Source organism: Fructobacillus tropaeoli (genome assembly GCF_001047135.2).
GTDB lineage: Bacteria > Bacillota > Bacilli > Lactobacillales > Lactobacillaceae > Fructobacillus > Fructobacillus tropaeoli.
Genome location: NZ_DF968078.1, coordinates 1 through 22,838, shown reverse-complemented (window position 1 = coordinate 22,838; position 22,838 = coordinate 1). Strand labels below are relative to the sequence as shown.

General features: G+C 40.7%; 23 protein-coding genes and 4 pseudogenes. 26 read left to right on the top strand and 1 reads right to left on the bottom strand.

Annotation, left to right across the window (positions count from 1 at the left end; translation table 11 throughout):
• Nucleotides 1-30: 30 nt before the first annotated feature.
• From hisF to AOQ32_RS00065, 12 genes and pseudogenes are all read left to right on the top strand, one after another.
• Nucleotides 31-794: pseudogene (gene hisF / locus AOQ32_RS00120) on the top strand (imidazole glycerol phosphate synthase subunit HisF).
• A complete protein-coding gene (gene hisI, locus AOQ32_RS00115; protein ID WP_059393029.1) occupies nt 791-1,162 on the top strand; it encodes a phosphoribosyl-AMP cyclohydrolase in 372 nt (123 codons plus the stop codon). Before hisF ends, hisI begins: the two are co-directional and overlap by 4 nt.
• Nucleotides 1,163-1,212: 50 nt before the next feature.
• Complete coding sequence (hisE, locus tag AOQ32_RS00110) at nt 1,213-1,527, top strand: phosphoribosyl-ATP diphosphatase (protein WP_059393028.1); 315 nt, start codon at nt 1,213-1,215, stop codon at nt 1,525-1,527.
• A 4-nt stretch (nt 1,528-1,531) separates the two neighbouring features.
• Nucleotides 1,532-2,626, top strand: a pseudogene (hisC, locus tag AOQ32_RS00105) (histidinol-phosphate transaminase).
• 151 nt (nt 2,627-2,777) lie between these two features.
• A complete protein-coding gene (locus AOQ32_RS00100; RefSeq protein WP_059393027.1) occupies nt 2,778-3,179 on the top strand; it encodes an acetyl-CoA carboxylase biotin carboxyl carrier protein in 402 nt (133 codons plus the stop codon).
• A pseudogene (locus AOQ32_RS00095) lies at nt 3,179-4,521 on the top strand (acetyl-CoA carboxylase biotin carboxylase subunit). Before AOQ32_RS00100 ends, AOQ32_RS00095 begins: the two are co-directional and overlap by 1 nt.
• Complete coding sequence (locus AOQ32_RS00090) at nt 4,522-5,274, top strand: putative hydro-lyase (RefSeq protein WP_059393026.1); 753 nt, start codon at nt 4,522-4,524, stop codon at nt 5,272-5,274.
• Nucleotides 5,275-5,284: 10 nt separating this feature from the next.
• Nucleotides 5,285-6,034: a LamB/YcsF family protein gene (locus tag AOQ32_RS00085; protein ID WP_059393025.1), complete on the top strand. Its 750-nt coding sequence runs from the start codon at nt 5,285-5,287 to the stop codon at nt 6,032-6,034.
• 20 nt (nt 6,035-6,054) lie between these two features.
• Nucleotides 6,055-7,279 (top strand): annotated as a pseudogene (locus AOQ32_RS00080) (NRAMP family divalent metal transporter).
• 11 nt (nt 7,280-7,290) lie between these two features.
• On the top strand, nt 7,291-7,944 hold the full coding sequence (gene pxpB, locus AOQ32_RS00075) for a 5-oxoprolinase subunit PxpB (RefSeq protein WP_059393024.1): 654 nt from the start codon (nt 7,291-7,293) through the stop codon (nt 7,942-7,944).
• Nucleotides 7,945-8,002: 58 nt separating this feature from the next.
• Nucleotides 8,003-9,022, top strand: coding sequence for a 5-oxoprolinase subunit C family protein (locus AOQ32_RS00070; RefSeq protein WP_059393023.1), 1,020 nt, complete (start codon nt 8,003-8,005; stop codon nt 9,020-9,022).
• Nucleotides 9,023-9,034: 12 nt separating this feature from the next.
• Nucleotides 9,035-10,207 carry a pyridoxal phosphate-dependent aminotransferase gene (locus AOQ32_RS00065; protein WP_059393022.1) on the top strand — a complete coding sequence of 391 codons (1,173 nt, stop codon included), beginning with the start codon at nt 9,035-9,037 and terminating at the stop codon, nt 10,205-10,207.
• Nucleotides 10,208-10,264: 57 nt separating this feature from the next.
• Here AOQ32_RS00065 and AOQ32_RS00060 read toward each other — a convergent pair whose 3' ends face one another.
• Entirely contained in the window at nt 10,265-11,017 is a 753-nt protein-coding gene (locus tag AOQ32_RS00060) for a DUF1003 domain-containing protein (protein WP_059393021.1), read from the bottom strand.
• 235 nt (nt 11,018-11,252) lie between these two features.
• On the opposite strand from AOQ32_RS00060, the gene AOQ32_RS00055 reads away from it, so the two are divergent.
• The 14 genes from AOQ32_RS00055 to AOQ32_RS09145 all read left to right on the top strand — a co-directional run bounded on the left by AOQ32_RS00055 (nt 11,253) and on the right by AOQ32_RS09145 (nt 22,616).
• Nucleotides 11,253-13,280, top strand: a complete 2,028-nt coding sequence (locus tag AOQ32_RS00055) for a glycosyltransferase family protein (protein ID WP_059393020.1) — start codon at nt 11,253-11,255, stop codon at nt 13,278-13,280.
• A gap of 328 nt (nt 13,281-13,608) precedes the next feature.
• Nucleotides 13,609-13,779: a hypothetical protein gene (locus AOQ32_RS08595; protein ID WP_158531843.1), complete on the top strand. Its 171-nt coding sequence runs from the start codon at nt 13,609-13,611 to the stop codon at nt 13,777-13,779.
• Between the two features lie 794 nt (nt 13,780-14,573).
• Nucleotides 14,574-14,837 (top strand): hypothetical protein, encoded by a 264-nt coding sequence (locus tag AOQ32_RS09090; RefSeq protein ID WP_338066415.1) that lies wholly within the window; start codon nt 14,574-14,576, stop codon nt 14,835-14,837.
• A 26-nt stretch (nt 14,838-14,863) separates the two neighbouring features.
• The gene (locus tag AOQ32_RS09085; protein ID WP_338066414.1) at nt 14,864-15,631 is read left to right on the top strand and encodes an amidohydrolase; all 768 of its coding nucleotides are present in this window, start codon (nt 14,864-14,866) and stop codon (nt 15,629-15,631) included.
• A gap of 104 nt (nt 15,632-15,735) precedes the next feature.
• Nucleotides 15,736-15,885 carry a hypothetical protein gene (locus AOQ32_RS08945; protein ID WP_242976704.1) on the top strand — a complete coding sequence of 50 codons (150 nt, stop codon included), beginning with the start codon at nt 15,736-15,738 and terminating at the stop codon, nt 15,883-15,885.
• Between the two features lie 17 nt (nt 15,886-15,902).
• Nucleotides 15,903-16,556: a MetQ/NlpA family ABC transporter substrate-binding protein gene (locus tag AOQ32_RS00045; RefSeq protein ID WP_242976694.1), complete on the top strand. Its 654-nt coding sequence runs from the start codon at nt 15,903-15,905 to the stop codon at nt 16,554-16,556.
• A 711-nt stretch (nt 16,557-17,267) separates the two neighbouring features.
• Nucleotides 17,268-18,044 carry a CPBP family intramembrane glutamic endopeptidase gene (locus tag AOQ32_RS00040; RefSeq protein WP_059393019.1) on the top strand — a complete coding sequence of 259 codons (777 nt, stop codon included), beginning with the start codon at nt 17,268-17,270 and terminating at the stop codon, nt 18,042-18,044.
• A gap of 688 nt (nt 18,045-18,732) precedes the next feature.
• The gene (locus AOQ32_RS00035; protein WP_059393018.1) at nt 18,733-19,014 is read left to right on the top strand and encodes a hypothetical protein; all 282 of its coding nucleotides are present in this window, start codon (nt 18,733-18,735) and stop codon (nt 19,012-19,014) included.
• 331 nt (nt 19,015-19,345) lie between these two features.
• Nucleotides 19,346-20,404 (top strand): YdcF family protein, encoded by a 1,059-nt coding sequence (locus tag AOQ32_RS00030; RefSeq protein WP_059393017.1) that lies wholly within the window; start codon nt 19,346-19,348, stop codon nt 20,402-20,404.
• A 122-nt stretch (nt 20,405-20,526) separates the two neighbouring features.
• Nucleotides 20,527-21,147: a hypothetical protein gene (locus AOQ32_RS00025; RefSeq protein WP_207657362.1), complete on the top strand. Its 621-nt coding sequence runs from the start codon at nt 20,527-20,529 to the stop codon at nt 21,145-21,147.
• Nucleotides 21,148-21,233: 86 nt separating this feature from the next.
• Nucleotides 21,234-21,413 carry a hypothetical protein gene (locus tag AOQ32_RS00020; protein ID WP_059393015.1) on the top strand — a complete coding sequence of 60 codons (180 nt, stop codon included), beginning with the start codon at nt 21,234-21,236 and terminating at the stop codon, nt 21,411-21,413.
• 129 nt (nt 21,414-21,542) lie between these two features.
• Entirely contained in the window at nt 21,543-21,647 is a 105-nt protein-coding gene (locus tag AOQ32_RS00015; protein ID WP_059393014.1) for a putative holin-like toxin, read from the top strand.
• Nucleotides 21,648-21,953: 306 nt separating this feature from the next.
• Nucleotides 21,954-22,481, top strand: coding sequence for a hypothetical protein (locus tag AOQ32_RS00010; protein WP_158531841.1), 528 nt, complete (start codon nt 21,954-21,956; stop codon nt 22,479-22,481).
• A 54-nt stretch (nt 22,482-22,535) separates the two neighbouring features.
• A complete protein-coding gene (locus tag AOQ32_RS09145) occupies nt 22,536-22,616 on the top strand; it encodes a putative holin-like toxin (protein ID WP_420889740.1) in 81 nt (26 codons plus the stop codon).
• Nucleotides 22,617-22,838: the final 222 nt, after the last annotated feature.

The window sequence follows — 22,838 nt, the reverse complement described above, 5'->3', positions numbered from 1 at the left end:
TAACGTTGGCTGATTTAAAGGAGGCAGAAGATGGGGTTAGCGAAACGAATTATTCCAGCCTTGGATATTAAAAACGGCCAAGTTGTCAAGGGGATTTCCTTTGACCAAATTCGCGCCGTTGACGATCCAGTGGCGTTGGCCAAGCGCTACCAAGAAATGGGTGCCGATGAACTGGTCTTCTTAGATATCACGGCCACGATTGAAGGCCGGGCCACGATGAAATCAGTTGTCGACCAGGTCTCAAAAGAAATTTTCATTCCGTTAACGGTTGGCGGCGGAATCCGCTCACTGGATGAGATGACGAGCTTGATTCAGGCGGGTGCCGACAAAATTTTTCTGAATTCGGCTGCCGTCAAAGATCCCTCGTTAGTGACGGCCGGGGCACAAATCTTTGGTGCCCAAGCAATGGTCGGGGCGATTGATGCGAAGTGGGACCCCGTCAATGGCTTTTACCGGGTTTATGTTTCAGGAGGAACGAAGCCAACGGAGCTCGATGCCTCAAATGGGCGCAAGAGCTGGTTCAGGCTGGCGCTGGGGAGTTGTTGGTGACAAGTATTGATGCTGATGGCCAGAAAAAGGGATATGATTTGCGACTCTATCAGCAATTAACCGCGGCTGTCGATGTTCCAATTATTGCCTCTGGCGGGGCTGGCACAACCAAGGATTTTGTTGATGTCTTTGCGGACAGTTCCGTTGATGCTGCTCTGGCTGCTTCGGTTTTTCACTATAACCAAATCGCCATTCCTGATTTGAAGCGAAGTTTGAAAGAAGAACAAGTGGAGGTCCGTCTATGACCCAGGTAACAGCTGATTTTAATAAGGCAAATCAGAACGGCTTAATTCCAGCAATTGTAGTCGATGCTAAGACCAAGGCCGTGCTGATGCTCGCTTATATGAACCAAGAAAGCTATGAGAAGACGATTGCGACGCGCCAAACCTGGTTTTGGTCGCGCGAACGGCAAGAACTTTGGCACAAGGGTGCAACCTCGGGCAATACCCAAAAAGTGATTTCGATGACGTTGGATTGCGACCAAGATACGGTTTTAATTGAAGTTGAACCAGCAGGACCGGCCTGCCACACGAATGCTTATTCCTGTTTTTTCAATCCGGTTGATTCACTGGAAAATCAGTTCAGTCAAGACACAGTGGGCAGTCAGCCGTGAGATAAGCTCGTCAAAATTGTTTATCGCTACTTCTTTGAAAGGAAAACAAAATGGAACAAACAATACAAGAACTCAATGACCAAGTTTTGGAACGAAAAGAAAATCCGGTAGAGGGGTCTTATACCGCTTACCTTTACGATAAAGGACTAGATAAAATTTTGAAGAAAGTTGGTGAAGAAAGCACCGAGGTGATTGTTGGTGCCAAAAACAGCCAAGAAGAACTAACGTATGAAACAGCCGACCTGTTTTTTCACTTGATGGTCCTATTGGTTGATCAGGGGATTAGCTTAGCGGATATTCAAGCAGAACTTGGCTCGCGGGTCGGCCAAAAGTCCAAATTACACGAACGATCAGATTGGCGGTGAGCTTATGAAAAAATCAGTTGCAGCATTAAAAGCCTATCAGGCAGAACAGCCCCTTGCAGCCATTAAAGACCAGTATCAATTGGAAACGTTGGCCCGCTTGTCGGCTAACGAGTCGGTGTATGGCCCAACACCAAAAGTTAAAGAAGCGTTAGCGGCGGTGACCTTTGACCGGTTGAACTATTATCCAGATGGTTCTGCGCAAAAATTGCGCCGGGCGGTGGCTCAATTAAACCAAGTCGATCCCGCAATGTTGGTTTTTGGTGTGGGTGCCGATGAATTGATTCAATTGTTAACCCGGCTCGCTCTAGAACCGGGACAAAACATCATTGTCTCTGCACCAACTTTTGGTGAATATGCCATTCATGCCCAAATTGAGCAGGCAGAAACGAAGTCGGTTGCCATTGATGCAAGCACTGGTCATGTCGACTTTGAGGGCATTTTGGCTGCGGTGAATGACCAGACATCGATGGTTTGGTTGGCGAACCCCAACAATCCGACAGGCGTTTTGGAATCTGATCCAGACATTCAAGGACTCTTGCAGCAATTACCAAAGTCCGTTTATTTAGTCGTTGATGAGGCCTACATCGATTTTGCTGATGCAAGCGACAATACCGTCGTGCCACTTTTGGCTGATTATCCAAATCTGATTATCTTACGCATCTTATCGAAAGCCTACGGCTTGGCCAATCTGCGGATTGGTTACGGCATGATGGATGTAGCATTAGCTCAAAAATTGAATGCTGTTCGGTTGCCCTATAATTTGTCTGATTTTTAAATTGAGGCAGGCACGGCTGCTGTCTTGGATCAAGATTACCTGCAAAAGACGGTTGCAAAGGTTCAGGCTGAACGCAACAAGTTTGAAGATTTTCTGCGAGAAAATCAGTTTGAATTTTACCCTTCACAAACAAACTTTTTATGGGTGCAAGTGGGGGACGCCAAGCGCTATGGACAATCTTTCTTGAAAGAGGGTCTGCAAATCAGCCAGCGTTTAAGCCCAAGTTGTGTCCGAATTACCCTGGGGCAGCCAGCTGATAATGAACGAATGCGACAATTGTTGGTTAAAATCCGAGAAGAAAATAAAGAAGAAAAGCCGGTTTAATATCGGCTTTTTTAGAAGATATATGAGAAAAATAGCGCTAAAGTGATTCTAATCTGTGTCATGAAAGCTGACCAAATAATGTAAAATTGATTTTTTAAAACCTAATATGTTAAAGAATGATGAGGCTATTATGAGATTAATGAGGGAAATGATGAACAATACAGACATTAATTCATTTGTTAGTTTGTTAATTGAGAACAATCTAACCCATCTTCACTTTAAAAATAAGGATTGTGAAATCGAATTGAGCAAAGAACCAGGCCAGCAGGCCACGGTTAGTCAGCCAACGAAGGGTATCGAAACGAACGCATCAGCTGAGCAGTTCATTTCTTCTTCTCTTGTCGGGACCTTTTATTCCGCGCCATCACCAGAGTCGGACAAATTTGTCCAGGTTGGTGACCTGGTGACGCCAGAGACGGTCGTTGCCATTATCGAAAGCATGAAAATGATGACTGAAATCATAGCCGGGGTTAATGGCCGAATCGATGCAGTCCTTGTGGCTGACGGGGACGCCATTGAATATGGTCAAAATTTATTTAGGATTGTGCCGTGATGGAAATTAAAAAAAGAAAGAATAAAATTTTAATCGCCAACCGTGGTGAAATCGCTGTCCGCATTATTCGAGCGGCTCAATTATTGGGCCTGCAAACGGTTGCTGTTTATGCGGAGCCTGATCAAAATGCCCTACATGTGGCAATGTCTGACGAGGCAGTTAAAGTTGGGCCAGCGAGTCTTGCTGAAAGTTATCTTAACCAGGATGCCATCTTAGCCGCAGCCGAAATTACAGGCTGTACTGCCATTCACCCGGGCTATGGCTTGTTATCAGAAAATGCTGATTTTGCACAGCTTGTTGAAGAAAAAGGTTTTATTTTTATTGGACCAACTGCAAAAACCATTCGCATGATGGGGAATAAATCAGCTGCGAGACAGGAAATGGCCAAGATCGGCGTCCCTATTGTGACCGGGAGCCATCAATCATTTACCGAAGCACCCCGGGGTCTGAAGCAAGCTGAAGAAATCGGTTATCCGGTGATGCTCAAAGCAGTCGGCGGCGGTGGCGGAAAAGGCATGCGGGTGGTTGAGCGAGCAGAAAATTTTACTGGCGAATTTCAACTAGCCCAGCAGGAAGTGATGGCCGTCGCCAATGACAAACGTATGTACTTGGAATAATTTGTTGACCGGCCCCGTCATATCGAGATTCAAGTTCTAGGCGATGACAACGGTCACGGGTTGGTGCTTGGCGATCGCGATTGCACCATTCAGCACCGCCATCAAAAGATGATTGAGGAAGCACCAAGCGTTTATCTGGATGAGAGCACACGCCAGGAAATGTTTTCACTGGCATTGAAGGCCACAGAAAGATTGAACTACCGCGGTGCCGGTACCTTTGAGTTTCTTTATCAGGGTCCTGGTCGCTATTACTTTATGGAAATGAACACCCGGATCCAGGTGGAACATGCCGTGACAGAGGAAAGGGCAGGGATTGACCTGATCAGTGCTCAGTTAGCATTGGCCTTTGGAACGAGTATTCAAGCCATTGCACACCATGAGCAGCCTGTAGTAGCAATCGAGGCCAGAGTTCTCGCTAAAACGCTGGGAAAATTACCGGCTTGCACCTACCAGCCGGTCTTGGTATTCGGATCGAAACGGCCATCTATCAGGGTTATCGGGTGCCATCGAATTATGATGCCATGATTTTAAAAATTATTGCGACTGATTTTTCAAGAGAAAATGCGTTGAAACGCTTACGAGTAGCCATTGATGAGACAGTTATCCTGGGCATTGAAACGAATTTGGATTTGTTAAGCAAAATCTTATATCATCCTGATTTTATTGCTGAAGATAGCCGAACGGATATCAATTGGCTTGACCGTCAGCTGGAAGGAGGAAATTAAATGACACCAGCAGAATTTCGTCGTTTGGTCCGCAATAATCAATTTGTCAGTCCAACCGCTGGCATCTGTCCGGGTTTTTCACAAGCAAATTTGATTATTTTACCAAAAAAAGATGCATATGATTTCTTATTGTTAGCGCAGCGCAATCCAAAACCGATTCCAATATTGGAAGTGAGTGAATTGGGGCAACGCGGGTTAAAAAGATTAGGTCAGGACCTGGATATTGCGACAGATATCCCAAAGTATCGGGTTTACCAGGATGGCGTTTTAGTCGAGGAGCCCCTATTAATTGAAAAGTATTGGTCAGATGACTTTGTCAGTTTTTCATTCGAAGACCTGCTACTGGAAGCTGGAATTGAAATTCGGCATATTGAAGAAAAAGTGAATGTGCCAATGTATCAAACTAATATTCCATTAGAGAGTGCCGGTCAGTTTTCCGGCAATATGGTGGTTAGTATGCGGCCAATTCCGGCCAGCCAGGTGACCAAAGCAGTTCAGGTAACTAGCCGGGTTCCAAGCGTCCATGGGGCCCCAATTCAAATCGGTCATCCAGAAGAAATTGGGATTACGCACTTAGACAATCCAGATTTTGGCGATGCCGTCACGATTAAAGAAGGCGAAATCCCTGTTTTCTGGGCCTTCGGCGTGACTCCTCAGGCAGTGGTGATGAGCACAAAGCCACATCTGGCGATTACTCATGCTCCAGGCCACATGCTGGTTACTGATTTAGCAAACCGTGAATTAATCATCTAAGGAGAAAGCGATGCAAATTTATTTAAATTCGGACTTGGGCGAGAGTTTTGGAAAATATAAAATCGGCCTCGATGAAGAAGTCCTAAAGCAGGTTACATCAGCCAATATTGCCTGTGGCTTTCATGCCGGGGATCCAACCGTTATGAAAAATACAGTGGCCTTGGCGTTACAAAATCAAACAGCGATTGGGGCTCATCCGGGCTTCCATGACCTTCAGGGTTTTGGTCGCCGAAAAATTGAGATGGCGCCAGCAGAAATTGAGGCGCTGGTGCAATATCAAGTTGGCGCATTAGCTGCTTTTGTGCCGGGGCACCGACTCCATCACGTCAAAGCGCATGGCGCACTCTATAATTTAGCAGCAAAAGATCGCCAAGTCGCGGATGCCGTTGTTGCTGGCATCAAAGCCGCTGATGAGCAAACGGTCGTTTACGGCTTAGCTAACAGCGAATTAATCAAATCAGCAAAAGCCGCTGGAATGAAATTTGCGCAAGAGGCCTTTGCCGACCGGAATTATGAAGCAGATGGATCGCTCGTTTCACGCAGTAAAGCAAACGCCATTATTACCGATCCAGCTATCGCTGCCAAACGGGCAGTCAAAATGATTCAAGACCAAGCAATTACCGCCGTTAATGGTGATGTCATGCCAACAGCTATCGATTCGATTTGCGTGCATGTCGATAACCAGGCGGCCATTTTCTTGGTCAAACAGATTCGAGAAGCATTAACCAAAGAGGGAATTTCAATTACTAGTCAACTATAAAAATAAAACGGAGCATTGATATGGAAAGTAAAGCGATTGTAAATGAAACAGCGCCACAAAAGCGCAGCGCCCGTTCAGTAGCAATGGGGGCGGCCTTCGTGATGGCCATGGCCGCTGTCGGCCCAGGATTTTTAACTCAAACGGCGACCTTTACTAGTAAGCTGGGACCAAATTTTGGTTTTGCGATTTTGGCAACGATTGTCATTGATATTATCGTTCAACTGAACATTTGGCGAATTATCACCGTTTCTGGTAAGCATGCCCAGCAAATTGCCAACGAGATTTTCCCAGGGCTTGGTTACTTTTTAACCTTTTTAATTGTTGTCGGCGGCTTTTTCTTTAATATCGGTAATGTTGCAGGAGCTGGATTAGGACTAAATGTATTGTTTGGCATTTCGCCAGAAAACGGGGCTGTTTTGGCCGCCATTTTGCCATCGTTATTTTTTGGTTCGCAACGCACTCGTGGTGATGGATCACACGGTTCAAGTTCTAGCAGTCGTTAAAATTGCCCTTTTGATTTACATTCTTTCGGTCACAACCGTTCCTGTTAGCAGCGCCTTAACACACACTTTTGCGCCAACGAGTATTGATTTTTATTCAATCGTGACGATTGTTGGTGGAACAGTTGGGGGTTATATTTCATTTTCTGGCGGCCACCGTTTATTGGAGGGTGGTGTTCGTGGAAAAGCAGGGTTGAAGTATGTCAATGAAGGGGCCTTAACGGGTATTGGTATTGCATCCGTCATCCGGATTATGCTCTTTCTAGCCGGTTTGGCAGTTGTCATGGCTGGTCATAAGTTGAATGCGCTGAACCCCGCAGCTGATATCTTTAAAATCGCTGCCGGTAATTTTGGCTTTAAGTTTTTTGGCCTATTGCTGTTTGCAGCCGGCATGACGTCGATTCTGGGATCAACCTTCACTTCCGTTTCATTCCTGAACTATTCAAATGATGCCGCTGGTAATCAAAAATTTGAAAAGGCACGACCAAACTTGGTGCTTGCCTTTATCGTCCTGTCAACATTGTTCTTCTATTTGATTGGTAAGCCAGCCCAAATTCTCGTGATTGTGGGGGCCGTTAATGGCCTGATTTTACCAGTCGCCTTGGGTATTCTTTTGATTGGTGCCAGCAAAACGAAAATTATGGGTATGGCATATAAGCATCCAATCTTGCTAAGTGTTCTTGGTTGGATTGTAGTCGCTTTCATGACCTTTTCCGGTGTTGAAACGCTAATCATAACATTTTAAAAGGAGGCCGCATGGAACCCAAAATGAAAATGGCAGGTGATACCTGTATTAATTTGGAATTTCCTAACGTCATGTCTGAAGAGGTAAGTGAACGTATCTTAAGCATCGCTAGAAGGATTGAAGCACTGCATATTCCGGGTATTTTGGATATCGTGCCGGCTTATCGTGAAGTTAGTTTTATGTTTGATCCCTTGGTCATCGACTTAGACAATTTTAAGGAAATTTTAGCGCATGAGCTGATGTTAAAGACGCAAAATCAGTCGGTTCGCACCACATCAGTCTTTGAAATTCCAGTACTTTACAACGAAAAAGTTGGCCTTGATTTAAAGGAAGTGGCTGGCATTCACGACCTATCAATCGATGAGGTGATTGACCTGCACGCCAATCGTGAGTACCGAATCTATATGCTTGGTTTTCTACCTGGCTTTTCATTCTTGGGTGGTCTTGATCCACCGTTACACACGGCCCGCAAAGCAACACCTAGGTTAGAAATTCCTGCCGGATCGATTGCCATTGGTGGCGAACAGACTGGCTATTATCCAGTAACTTCACCGGGTGGCTGGCAAATCATTGGGCAAACCCCCTTGAAGATGTTTGATTCACAGCAGCCCACGGTTATCTTTCATGCAGGCGACGCCATCAAGTTTTTACCAATCGATGAGTAAAAATTTCGCCAACTAAAAAATGTGAGCGTGAACGATTATTTTTCAAAGGAGAAGACCAATGAATAAAATGATTATGGTTGATCCCGGTATTTTAGCAACCGTCCCAGATAAAGGACGGATTGGTCACCAGGGCGAAGGTTTTTTAAACTCCGGTGCGATGGACGCCTATGCTTACGAATATGGGAATGCCCTTGTTGGTAACTATCCGAGTGAAAATAAGGCTAGTGTCGAGTTTGCGATAACTGGTGGTGTAGTAGAATTCACCGCCCCAACGGTGGTGGCAATTACCGGTGCCCGAGTAGAGCCAACGTTGAATGGTGAAGCAATTATGCAAGACCGTCCCTTCTACGTTCAAAAAGGAGATATTTTGAATTTTCGCCACTTATTGGAGGGGCGATTTGCCTATCTAGCGGTCGCTGGTGGTGTCCAGGTCCCAAGCATTTTAGGTTCACAATCAACAAGTATTTCCGTTAATTTAGGTGGTTTTCATGGTCGCCAGTTAGCCAAGGGGGATCGCATTTGTATTGCCGATTATCAACAAATCGAGCAGATTGATAGCCGGTTAACTAAAACGAAAATCGATATTCCCTCGAGTTTTCTTCAGCAAGACAGTCTTGATGTTGTCCCTGGACCAGAGCAGGAGTGGTTTGATCAAAAAGAATGGCGTAAATTTGTAACGACGCCATACCAGCTTGGGCAGCATATTAATCGAATGGGTTACCGAATCGCGGGCCCGGAGCTCTCGTTTAAATCAGAAAATTTGCTGTCAGGAGCTAATTTGAATGGCGGTATCCAAGTTTCCCGTGATGGAAAATTAATTATTTTACTTGCCGATCGTGCGTCTCACGGTGGCTACCCAGTGATTGCCAAGGTGATTGCTGCTGATTTAGGCGTGTTACCCCAGTGGCCCGTTAAAAAGGCCTTGCAGTTCCGACAGGTTTCACTGGAAGCTGCCTGGGAACAATTACGAATCCAAGCCAATGCCACCGACGAAATCTATCACGCGCACTTGTGGCATTTAGTGACTCCCAGTCGAATGATGGCCGAAAGAATTAGGATGCTGTACCAACAGCAGTAAAAAGGAGAAAAAATGTTAGCCAACCGTGTCAGTAAAATCGCCGCATCACCAACATTAGCGATGGGAAAAACCGCTAAAGAAATGATCGCAGCTGGAGAGGATGTTGTTAACCTTAGCCAGGGGGAGCTGGACTTCCAGACACCCGATAATATTAGTGAAGCGGCCATTCAGGCGATTAATAGTCATCAGACTGATTTTTATACAGCTACTAGTGGCTTAAGCGAGTTAAAAACAGCAATTGCCAATCGGGTAAAAGAAGATTACGATGTGACCGTTGCTGCTGACCAAATCGCCGTGACAACGGGTGCAAAATTAGCACTGTTCACTTTGATGCAGGTTTTAATTAATCCTGGTGATTCAGTTGTGACCCCAGCACCGTTCTGGGTTAGTTATTCGGAACAGATAAAACTGGCCGGTGGTAGCATGCAGGTGGTGCAAACAGAGGATTCTGATTTTAAGATTACGATTGAACAGTTGGAACAATTAGAACAAAGGCCAAAGCTGTTAATTTTGAATACACCAAATAATCCAAGTGGGGCGGTTTACACCGCTGATGAACTCCAGGCAATCGTTGACTGGACGAAAGAGCATGACATCTACCTGTTGGTAGATGAAATTTATGGAAAACTTGTTTATGGTCAGACACAATTCCATTCGGTTCTCGAACTGGCGGATCTCAAAAATAGCCAAGTGATTGTAATTAATGGTGTTTCCAAGGCCTATGCCATGACTGGTTGGCGGATTGGTTGGGCCCTGGCGGATAGTGAAATTATTCAAGCAATGAATAAAATTTTGGGACATTTGACGTCAAATCCGACCGTCGCTGCTCAGTATGCTGCTATCGAGGCCTTGAATGGTCCCCAAGACAGTGTGGCAAAGATGAAGACGACATTTGAAAACCGCCTGAACTATATGTACACGGCAATGCTGAATATTTCAAATATTAGTATTCCCTTTAAACCCGAGGGGTCGTTTTATATTTTCTTTAAAGTTAACCCTGATTTTATGAAAGAACACAGTTACCAAAATACCAATGAGGTTTCAATGGCACTATTGAAGGAGCAACTCGTCGCCGTACCATCTGGCGAGGGCTTTGGGATGCCCGGTTACTTGCGTTTGTCTTATGCCAAATCAGAACAAGATTTGACAAAAGCAATTCGACGCTTCAAAAGTTTTTTTTACTAATTAAAAAAAGAGACTCACTTAAGAATTGTTAAGTGAGTCTCTTTTTGATAAGTGAACTTATAATTTTTCGTCTTTTTGTTGTTTGCGGACCTCTGTTAGCTGGTTATTAATCGACGCAAGCATCTCCATTTGCATTTTTTGAATTTGCATATTATTCGGTTGATCTTGCTGGATAAGGTGATCAATTTTTGAGTGGAGAATTCTGATTTCCTCTTCGGATTTCAAGTTAACGTGGTAATCGTTTTTTGATTCCATTCGGTCATAGGTACTTGACCGGTTCTGGCTCATCATGATTAAAGGCGCCTGGATGGCCGCGATGATACTCAAGAAGAGGTTTAAAAGGATGAATGGGAATGGATCGAAGTGGAGGCCAAAGAGGTGAACGGAGTTAATGAAAATCCAGACAATAATGATGCCAATAAAGGTAATCACAAAAGGCCATGAACCACCAAAGCGGGCAACGGCATCGGCTACTTTTTGACCAAACGTCAAAGTTGTTTCCAATTGTTTTTCAACATCAATCACGCGATAACTGTCCTTGGACATTAGTCGCGTCATCCGTTCGTTGATTTGCCGGTTTTTGTGTGAATCCTCGCGAATCATCTTATCCATTTTTTGGAGCCGGTAACGCACAAGGTGTTCACTACAAATAAAGCTATTGTTGGCAACCTTCGGATAATCTTTTTGAATCAGTGTTGCGATATAGGGATCCAGTTCATGGATAAAATTACCATCGATCAAATCGTATTCACGGTGATCAACCAGGCACCAGAGCGCATCGTTTGCCTGTACTTTTTCGTTCTTTTTCATGATTCAGCCTCTCTAATATGTACTAAGTCATTAGGCGATGTCAGAACATCGCTATTTAATACGTGCTCATTAGTATTATCTTAACATAGTAACAATTTGGCGGTTAGCACTAAGAACTAATTTAACAAAATTTAAAAAACAGAATTTAGCCTTACAAGCAGTTGGTTAACGGAAAAATGCTATAATCTAGTTAAGAACTCCGCCTTTTAAAGAGGCGAGAATTTGGGGGAAATTGATGTTTATTAAGCGTGGCTTTCAAATTGCTTTTTCTGCTTTTATCGTATTGTTACTGTTAAATCAGGCATTGAACCAGCACCTTGAAAATCTGATTGCTATTTTGCTGTTGATTCCGGCCTTGATGACCGGCTATTCAGCGATTACGCGTCTTGATTTTGTTAAAAAACCAGTATTTCTGTTGACTGTTACGGTCCTATGTATCGCCCTCAACCTCTTATTATTGCTTTATGTTGCCCTTCATTTTCAGATTAATGATGTTTCAGATCCATTGAACGTTCAAATTAAGGCAACCGAACTCTTACATGGCAATCAGAATTGGCATAGCAATTTTGACGGGAGTCAGGAATACTTTTACGTTTATCCCAACCTCGTTTTCTTTACTGTTTTAATTAGTAAGGTCATGGTCTTCGCCCAGTCAGTTGGTCTTTCCATTCAATTGGCATTGCGGCTGATGAACTTTTTCTTGTTAGCCATGGTGACAATTTTCACCTTGCTAACGAGCTGGCGCTTAAGTAAAAATATCCGAGCGATTGCCTTGACGGCTGTCATCTTACTTTTTTACCCAGTGATGTACCTTTACCCCAATATGGTGACCTATACGGATACCTGGGCCATCTCTTGTACCACGGTTGTCTTTTATTTGGTAGCTGTTGGACTCACCAGTCAAAGAAGGCTGGTAGTAGTGGGGGCCAATCTGGCCACGATCATGGTTTATGCTTTGCTATACGCCATTAAGCCCAATATGGTCATCTTACTGCCAGCGGTGGTGGTTCTGATTTTCATGACTTTTTTCTTGAAGATGCCCGAAAGATGGCGGGTGGTGGTGATTGCCTTTTCTCTAACTTTGGGGGTTATCACGGCAACAGTGGCGACAAAGTCGATTGCTAGCTCAAACGGCTACAGCCAAAGTGCACAGAAGAAAATTGCCTTACCGGCAACTCATTGGATCAATATGGGATTAAACCCACTTGGTTCGAGTGGTAAGGGTGCTTACGATTTCAATGACGAGAGTCTTGACATTGAGCGCAAGCTCGAAAAGAAAACCTATTTAACGATGGATTCTATCAAAGATCGACTACAAATGCTTGGTCTTGCCGGTTGGTTCAAATTAGCTTTGGATAAGTCTCAGACTTTGCTTGGAACCCCACTCTTTGGCTTTGGTCGGTATGCCAGTGGTTATGATCAGGCGCCGGGATATTATCTTCACCATCAGGTGATGCTAACGACATTTTTTACCATCATTGCTACGACCACCGTCTTATTGGTAGGAGGCCAGCTCTTAATTAAAGTTTGGCAACCCTATGAGAATCAACCAATTACAACAAATCAAAGAGCCTTTACTTACCTAATCGGACTGGCAGCCATTGGTTTGACCATCTTTCATACTTTTATTTGGGAAGTTGAACCACGCTATTTTTTGCCAATGCTTTACCCCGTAATAACCCTGATTGGCATGGTGGGGGGCGTTCAGCGCCTGCCCGCATTGAAAATCGTTCAGTTACAAGTAAACGTTAATTGGACAAAACTCCTAGTTTGGCCTATTGCGAGCATCCTGTTCTTAGAATTGACACTTTCTTCAGCAAAAAGTATTCCTGGAATTGCTTACGGGAACATGGAATATCCAATTCGCTTAGAAATCCTGCAACCGGTCAAGGCACCAGTAGAACTACGTTTTTCATTGCCAGTGCCAGAGACAGTTAATGTTTTAAAAGTCAATATCCGTCCCGAACCTGGTCAAAGGGTTTCGCTTAGTACCGGACAACAATTGATACCCAGAAATGGCCACTATACCTTGGAAAAACGTTTTGCGGCCAACCAGAATGTTGAGATTTTTATTCACCGGGATGACACCAAAACCAAGCGGCCACTGATTTTGTATCGGCAACCACCATTGTACAAGCAGCTCTTTCACGGTTCGAGCGTGACCATTGATGGTCAACGATATTATCTGCCATACGAAATGGATATCTATGATCGAAAGCCATTTGAATTGCTTGATGTGAATAATTCACCAGTGTTACGTTAATCGTACTTTGTAATTCGTCTGTGATATGCAGATTTTCATTCAGCTACTCCCTTAGTTTAGTTTTAAGGAGAGTGGCTTTTTGATGGGTTTGACGATGGCAGGGAATCATGCTATTCTAATTTTATGTAATCCTTAAGATCAGTTTTTGTTTTTTTTATAAGTTGACTTATAAAATGGAAGTAAAGGCAACAATGTGCGATTTATTCCGTTAAATCAGACCAATCGTGATTACTGGCAAGCAATCTATCGTGAGGCATTTCCTGTAAGCGAACAAATTCCTTTTAAAGAACTCAAGTAAAAATCAGTTGATCATGATCAAATCAAAATGATGGTCCTTGTTGATGGCAAACAAAACGTAGGAATCGCTTATTTGATTGATTTAAAGGATAAAGCTTTTGTGCTTTATTTAGCTGTTGATCAATCAATTCGTGGTCAGAGAATTGGTGGTAAAACACTATCAGCTTTAAAAGAATGCTATCCACAGGGGGGTTATTCTTGAATCTGAAAGTACGCTTGAGGATGCTGATAATAGGCAGCAACGTGAAGCTCGCTATCATTTTTATTTGAAAAATGGCTTTATTGACACTAAAAAAGTTGCTCACAATATGGGAAGAGACTTCCACTTGTTGACGAGCAATTTGGATTGTTTTGTCGCTGATTATTTAAGTTCGATGAAAATATTAGGACAGACAACCGCAGTCATTTAATTTTAATTATTCTTTGACAATCAACGCTTTAATTTCTAAAAAGATGGATAAAATCATTTTAAATTGATAAATGAGCTTCATATGTAAAGTTTTCTGTTTAATTGTCTAAATCACTTCAATATTCTCAAAAGCTAGTTGGCGCTGATCAACTAGCTGTGTCAGCTAAGAAGCAGCCAGTTGGTAGTCCATCATTTTCAAAAAAATAAAATGTTGGATGCGTTCCTTAGCTTGATTGGTTAGACGGTTAATCGTACGAGCAGGTCGTTCGAACTGGTAAAACTAAAAATGATTTAAAAAAATGACAAATTAAAATTCAGTGTTATTATTAAATTAATATTAGAAAAAGATGGAAGATAATGATGATGAAAATGTGCTGTTCTCGAATGTCAAAACAATAAATGGGTACTTAATCTTGTGTTTGGTTCTCATTGATTGTCGAACGTTATGTTCTATATTTGAGAACCATCATTTGATTTGGACAGCATTGTTATCGTAACAACTTTAGTTCTTTATGTGAGGACTAGTGTCTATCAGAAATGGTGGAGACTAGTCCTTTTTTCTTTGTTTTAAAAAGGGGCATTGATGAATGAAATTAACCACTGCAACTGAAACGATGACTGATTTGAGTGACATTCGCCACTACTTTCATCAGCATCCAGAACTTTCCAGTCAAGAATATCAGACAACAGCATTAATTAAGGCTTACCTAGCCGATTTAGGTTACACTATTATTACGCCAAAGGCCTTACAGACCGGTGTGATTGCAGAAATTGGTCCAGAAGGAGCTTCACACACAGTCGCTTTACGGGCCGATATTGATGCCCACCGATTCAAGAACAAACAAATTTAGACTTTTCTTCTGAGCAAGCCAATGTCATGCATGCCTGTGGTCATGATTTTCACCTTACTTCTTTGCTGGGGGCCGCTGAAAGGATTAAAGAAAAAGCCGGTCAATTAACGGTCAAAGTACGACTAATTTTTCAACCGGCAGAGGAAACCCATGTTGGCGCAGAGCAGGTGATTGCTAGTGGTGGTTTGGCAGACGTGGACGTGATTGTTGGTTATCACAATCATCCGAATTTACCCGTTGGTCAAATCAGTGTGGCTAATGGCGGTCGTAATGCGGCTGTTGACCAATTCGCAGTCAAATTAACGGGTGTTGGTGGTCATGCTGCCAAGCCCCATGAAAATATTGACCCCATTTTAGCCTTAGCTAGTATCGTCACGGCCTTACAAAGTATTGTTAGTCGTTCTCTTGACCCTTACCGACAAAGCGTTTTATCGGTTACCCATGTTAAAGGAGGGCAAACATGGAATGTTATTCCGGATAGTACCTGGTTTGAAGGAACAATTCGTACTTTTGGGGACCATGATCGTGAACGGGCCAAAGAGAAGTTTTACCAGATTATCAATGGTCAAGCAGCAACATACGGTGTTTCAGCGGACATTGAGTGGGTTCCTGGTCCGCCAGTGCTTGCAAATGATCCAATCTTGACAGACATTTTGGCCGAAAATATCCAGCATCATGCTAATTTAGTGAACTTTCCGCCATCAGCTGGCGGTGAAGACTTTGCTTTTTATGCGAGTAAAGTCCCCAGCGTGTTTGCAGAGATTGGTAGTGGTGGTAACTCAGGCTTGCACTAATCTGATTTAGTCTTAGACGATGCCGGGTTAGAGACTGCCATCACCTGGTATTATCAGTCTGTTTTACGGTTACACGACTACTTTATTGAAAAGGGAGAAGAAATATGCAGAAAAAATATTGGTTAACCGGTTTAATTTTTATTTTGATTGCGCTTGCTGGAATTTGGTCCTTTTATCCGCAGCAGTCTAATAGTAAAAAGGGAAACATCATTACCTTAGCCAGTTCACCTGGTCCTTACAGGAGCTCTTTTTAAAGGGAGTAAGGCCCATTTTGGAAAAAGAGGGTTATCAGGTCGAAAATAAGTCATTTACTAACTTATTAAATGCTGACATTGCCCTTAGCGAGGGGCAAGTTGATTTAAATGTTGATCAACACACTGCTTATTTGAATAATTTTAATAAAGAAAAGAATGGCCAGTTGACGGCATTAACCAAGATTCCAACAGTTCCAATGGGACTCTACCCCGCACAAAAACACTCCTTAAAGGCCGTTAGTGATGGCGATACGATCGCGGTTCCAAATGATCCGTCCAATACGGCACGAGCTTACCAATTACTGGAAAAAGCAGGCTGGATTAAGCTTCGTTCCGGTGTCAATCCAATTACGGCAACTAAAAATGATATTGTTGAAAATAAGTATAATTTGAATTTTAAGGAAATTGATTCATCAACAATTCCGCGAGTAACTGGAGACTTTAGTTACGTAATTCTTCCTGGTTCTGTGGCCTACAATGCTAAGATTTCATCAAAGAAGATGATGGTCGCTGAAAAGATTCAAAGTGACTATTATTTGGTAGCAACCACGACAAAAAAGAATGCCAAAACTAAGTGGGCAAAGGCTGTCCAAAGGGCCTACGAATCAAAAGAATTTATTAATTATCTGAAGAAACATAATGATGATAGCTATTGGGTCATGCCACAATAACTGGGTGTGATTGCCGTAAATCAGCGATTCTGTCTGATAGAAGTCAAACTCGTCCCGAGTTTTGACTTCTTTTTTATTTGGATCATCATTCGTCTAACATTATCATAATGTTAAGTTTGAGGTTGGAGTTATTGATTAAAAAACAATGTTGTTCATGATTGGGGAAATGAAATGGAAAAAAGAAAAGTAAGCATCGCCAGATATCTGGTAATGCAGATTTTGTAAAGTTTCCATGCTCTACCTGATTAACAAATGAAAGGTCTTAGCATCAGGCAATTACTGATGGCCAAACATCATAATGATTAGATTTTTTGAACCAGCTATTGTTTTGTGCGACAGAACTTTTATTTTACATCGTTAGTATTTTATTACTCAATTTGAAGTTAATCCGATTCTAGTAACGTTTTCGTGAAACAATGAGAATGGTGTTTAGTCTGTGTTGATTCATTGTATAAGGCTACAAGGCAGTATTGGATTCTATTGATCATCTTCTTTGGACTTTCTAATAAGAAGTTTTCCGATTCTAATTATTGTTTTATACAAAGAGTAAGAAACTTTTATGTGTTACTTCTAACCATCGAAATTGTTTGGATTAATGTCCTCAAAAATCAACTATAAAATTAGATTTAACCTTTTTTTATGATATTGACAGGATATTTACTTCATGACATGATAGAGTAGTAAAATATTAGATTAAAAAGGATGATGAAAATGACACGGAAAAATACTTTAACTGGTTTGATTATTCCAGTTGCATTATTTTTAGTACTGGAATTATTAATTACTCAATTAGGTGTTTATCAAGCTCTGAATGCTTTATATTATCACTTTAATTTAACTCAATTTGAAGCGAATTTTTTGTTTAAAATAAGTGAATTATTTGTGGTGATTCTTTTAAATCATTGGATTACTAAACAATCTTTTTATATGCATAGATCATTTACTATATGGGACTATGCATTTTGGCTTTTGATAATTGCAATGGCTTTGCCATTCTTTAAAACACCTGATCTAATTATCAGTTTGGCCACTGGTGTGATGGGGGGATTTTCTGAAGAGTTCTTAACACGGGGTGTTTTGTTAGGAAGATTTCTCGACTATACATCGCGTAATGGATACTCTTATCGCAAGTTGATGGAAGCTGTGGCTATTTCTAACTTAATTTTTGCATTGTTACATCTTACTAATTTGTCTCATGCATCTTTGCAGTATGTTCTAGTTCAGATTGTTTTATCTTTTTTTGGTGGTCTTGCATACAGTGCTTTATATGTTCAGACTGGAAGCCTTTGGTATCCGATTGCTTTGCATTTTGCAACCGATTACATGCGAACAGCTAATGACATGTCTCAAATTCAAGATGGCCGCTTTGAATCTATGGCTTTGATGGTACTAAATTATCTCAAAATAGGATTAATTATTTATGTTTTTTGGCCACGAAAACATGCTCCAGCCTTGGTGCAACGGATTCAAACTGATAGAAAGAACTGATGCCATTTTTTCGGTTTTAGAATGAAGTTGACAATTTTATGAGTATTCAGTTACTAAGTTATAATGATTAGCTTGTAAAGAAACTTTCCTTAATTTGGAAAGTTTTTTAATTTATGGGTTATTTTTAATACAACAAGTTATTTAGATTATGAATAATGTATGTAAACACTTACAATAATGTTACCATATCAGCAATCAATTCAATTAAGATGGTCAAAATATTTTTGACGATGTAATGTATTAAATGGGTGATGAGTTAAACTGGATTTATAATATTAAATAGAGAATCTAGATAAAATATTAAAAAATATTTTTTGCAATTCTGTGTTCTAATACATGGTGTCACTAAATATAGGCTAGTATAAAATATTGTGTACGATCCACCCGTAATGTATTTAATTTGAGAGTATTGACTCAATTTAAAAAAGTGATATGTATGTTTAAAATATAATAGGTGCATTATGAAGAAAACGTTATTTAATACAAAGATGTGCACCATGTGGGGCGTTCTGTAACATACGGTATTTCAGCAGAAATTGAGTGGATTACGGGATCACCAGTGCTAGAAAATAGTTCAATTTAGACGGACATTCTGGCCGAGAATATTCAGTACTATGCTAATTTGGTGAACTTTTCGTCATCATCCGATGATGAAGATTTTGCTTTTTATACGAGTAAATTTACCATTATGTTTGCAGAAATTGGTATCGGAGGCAATTCAGGATTGCACCACTCGGAATTAATATTAGATGATGCAGATTTAGAGACTGTACAGCTTGGTACTATCAGTCAATTTTGCGGTTACAAGATTATTTTGCTGAAAAGGAAGAAGAGGGATAGAAAAGAGATATTATTAACCGGTTTTATTCTATTACTGGAATTTGGTCCTTTTAACCGTACCAGTCAAATAGTAAAAAAGGAACGATTCCATTCGAAAATTCACCCGGCCCTGACAGTGAACTCTTTTTAAAGGGAGTGAAACCTATTTTGGAAAAAAGACGGTTTCACCGGTAACCAATGTCTTTAGTTGAGTCATTCTTCGTTTAACCGCTATAATAGATTTATGTGAGATTTCTGTTTGTTAATTAATTAGCAACATAATTCATGATCGGAGCAATGCAGATGGCCAAAAAAGAAAGAAAAAGAAACATCGGGCAAGGGAGTGAGTTTTTGGAATAATGAATTTTCGGAGTAGCGTTTTACTGAAAAGGAAAATATTTTTTACATAAATATAAAGCAGTCGCATTATTATTTTATTTCAAGTATCTTATAATTAATCTATAAAAAGTAAGGAGTTATTTATGTCTCGTCTATTTAGTTTACTGGCCATTCCATTAGTTTTATCGTTGATTTTAACAGGATTCCTAACTTATGCTCTCTATCTTTTGGTAAAAAAAAATCGTTACCGATTGCTTTGTGGAATTGTGGCTAATTTTACCATTCTTTCCTATTTTATAACTTTGACATTGATTTTGATGTTTCTCAATCAGCCGATGCTTCTAAGGGGATACTTCGTTCTCGTAGTCATTATTGCGATACCAATCATCTTACTTACAGCAATATCGGCTTATCTATTTATCTTTAACGGCTTGGTTGTTTGGCGACGTGAAAGTCATTCATTAGGCAATGTCTTAACATTAATTATCGGATTTCTATTGATAATTGTTCCGGTTGGCTTTCACTTGTTAAACCATTGGTGGCCTCATTCGAAAACGATTACGTTTCTACAAAATGTTTCGACTTTTTTTGTGCGTTATTTACTTTTCTGGGTGTTGACATTTTTAATGTCTTTTGTTATTACTAAACTTTTTCGTCCCAAGTATGATCAGGAATACGTTATAGTATTAGGATCGGGTTTGATTGACGGGACCAAGGTATCCCCTTTGCTCGGCTCACGAATACAACTTGCAATTGATTTTCAAAAGGCAGAACTGAAAAAAACAGGTAAAGAGGTTACCCTTGTCATGTCTGGTGGCCAGGGAGGTGATGAGAAACTCCCAGAGGGAATTGCTATGAAGAAATATGCTGTTGAACATGGTGCGCCTGCTGACCAAATCTTAGTTGATGATAAGTCAAAAAATACCTTTGAAAATATGCTTTTTTCAAAAGAATTATTGGAAGAGCGAGGATTTAACCTTAAAAAGGGGATTTTTACAACAAGTGATTATCATGTTTTTCGTGCTGCCGGATATGCCCGCTTAGTTGGTCTAAATATTAACGGTATTGGATCGAAAACATCTTCCTATTTCCTTCCAAATGCGTTGATTCGTGAATATATCGCCATTTTATTGAATCATAAGCGTTTTCATTTTCTGATGGCACTTTTGATTGTGTTGCTGAGTGCGCTAATTTTCGTTTAAAGGTAAAAGTACTTTTAAATACTTCAACTTTCATCTTTATATATTGAACTATCTTGTAAAAGTAGAGAAAAGTAGAGAAAATGTTATTACTAACTATCCCAATAGTTATTTTATTGCTACCTATGACAATCTGGTTTTATATTTATATTTTTACTGGCGATTTTTTGATTAGTCGTCAAATATTTAAGATTGTCTTTTTTTATAATCGCGCAGATCGGAGAAAAAGAGAAGAAAATTTCATTCAGAAAGATTTACGAGAAGAACTTATTCATCTCTCAAGCATGGCAGATAAGAAGGTCGTCGATGAATATGAATTAACTGCCGATCAAGCGAAAGATTTAAAATCATTCGCTCGTTATATTTCGAAGCATCCCAAGTCACCTTTTGTATCTGATGCGGTGTTAAATATTATTTTACGAAATGACTGGTTAAGGAACTTACAACAAACACTGACTATTTTTTCTAAAGAAGAAACTGTGATTGCTTACAAAAAGTTATTACAGATGAATCCAGAGAAGACAACGGGACAAGAAGTTCGAAAAAATTTCCAAGAATTTATTAAAGTAGCAACCAATGACATTTTAGTGCGAAAAGCGTTGAATCGAGAGTTAGATCGTATGTTGATGAATGAATTAAGTCCTCAAGAAGAAAAACAATTCTTTAATTTCCTCGAATCGCCGTTTAAAGTCGATACAAAGTTTCTGTTGCGCACTCTAGTCCAATCAAATTATGCGCACGCTTAAATTAAATAATAAAAAGTAGAGAAAAGTAGAGAAAAGTAGAGATTTCTCTACTTTTTTTAAACGAACTATTGATAAGGAGGCCTTTAATGGGCAATACAGCAGCGGTTGGTTATTATTCCAATCAACTTTTCATCGTCGGAAAAAGCAAAGCTGAAGTTTTGCGTAAACTACAAGAAGCTTATCCGCAATCACGGCGAAGACATGACATCAAACCCAATTACTTGTATCCTGAACCCTTACGATTAATTGAAGACGTGCAGGAATGAAAAACAAGCAGAGTGGCATGTTATCATAATACTCATAGTGAACAAGTGAAGATGGTGGCTATCCTCGATTGGAGGTGGTGCGTATGGTGTAATGACCCAATCCCCACATTCTAGGAAAGGAGATGCCAGATGTCTACCAAGGACGTCTTGACCTTACTATTAACGTTTGGAATGTTTATTCTAGCGTTGATTGGTATTGTCATTGACCTAATTAAATTAAGTCAAAAAAAATAACCATCTCTACTTTCGCCGGTCTGAGATAGTTATTTATCAGTAATTATAAAGGCTAGCCACCGTTTAACGGGTTCGCTAGGAGGAGTAGTTGTGTCCAGCAACTGCTCCTTTTTTTAATACCCTTATTATAGCACGAATACAGCAAAGTGAAAAAGTAGAGAAAAGTAGAGCTTTCTCTACTTTTTTATTTGGGAAGGCAAAATAAGGACCCAGTACTTAGTGAAGCAATGAATCCCAAATAGATCATTTCATCAAAAGAACAAGTATCATCAAGGGAGACTACAAATGATTGGCACCTATAGTATTATGACTTGGACAGAACTCGGTGGTATTTTAGCATCTTTGGCGGCGATTGCTGGTACATTTTACAAAATGTATCGTGACAATAAAAGCTTGGCTAAGCAGTTAGAAACCATTTCCACACAGAATGGAACCGTCGAAAATGCGCACGAAAAAATCTTAAATCAGCAGAATCAATTTCGTGAGCAACAAAATGTCGGATTTCTTGACTTAGCCAATAGTGTTGGTGCCATGCGGAAATCTGTTGACGAGGAAGCGTTTTTACGGAAACAAATTCAAGCTAACGATCAGACAGCTTATGATGCTGTCGCTAATTTACAAAAATACTTAATCAACACGAAAGACCAAAAAGATGCTCAAATGGCTAAAGTAGCGTCTTTGAAGCAAGAGATTGTTGCGCTGAAGCAAGATAAAAAAGAGTTGATAGCGCAGCTACATTTAGCAAACAAAAAGAACCAACAACTGCAAATAGAAAATCAAAAACTAAGGGGGCAAGACAGAGGGCACAGTCAGGGTCCTCAATTAAGTAGGTAAGAGGAGCCGGCATGCGGAACAAATTGTGAAGTCGCCGACAAGGATGTCTTAACATTGTTGTTCGCGTTTGGAATGTTTATTCTAACGTTTATCGGCATTGTGATTGAACTTATTAAATTAAGTCAAAAAAAATAACCATCTCAACTTTGACGAGCTGATGATGGTTATTAAACATTAACTTAGGCTAGCCACCGCTTAACGGGTTCGCTAGGAGGAGTAGTTGTGTCCAGCAACTGCTCCTTTTTCAATGCCTTTATTATAGCACGAATGAAGCAAAGTGAAAAAGTAGAGAAAGGTAGAGAAAAGTAGAGCTTTCTCTACTTTTTTATTTGGGAAGGAACTTTTATGGAACAAAAA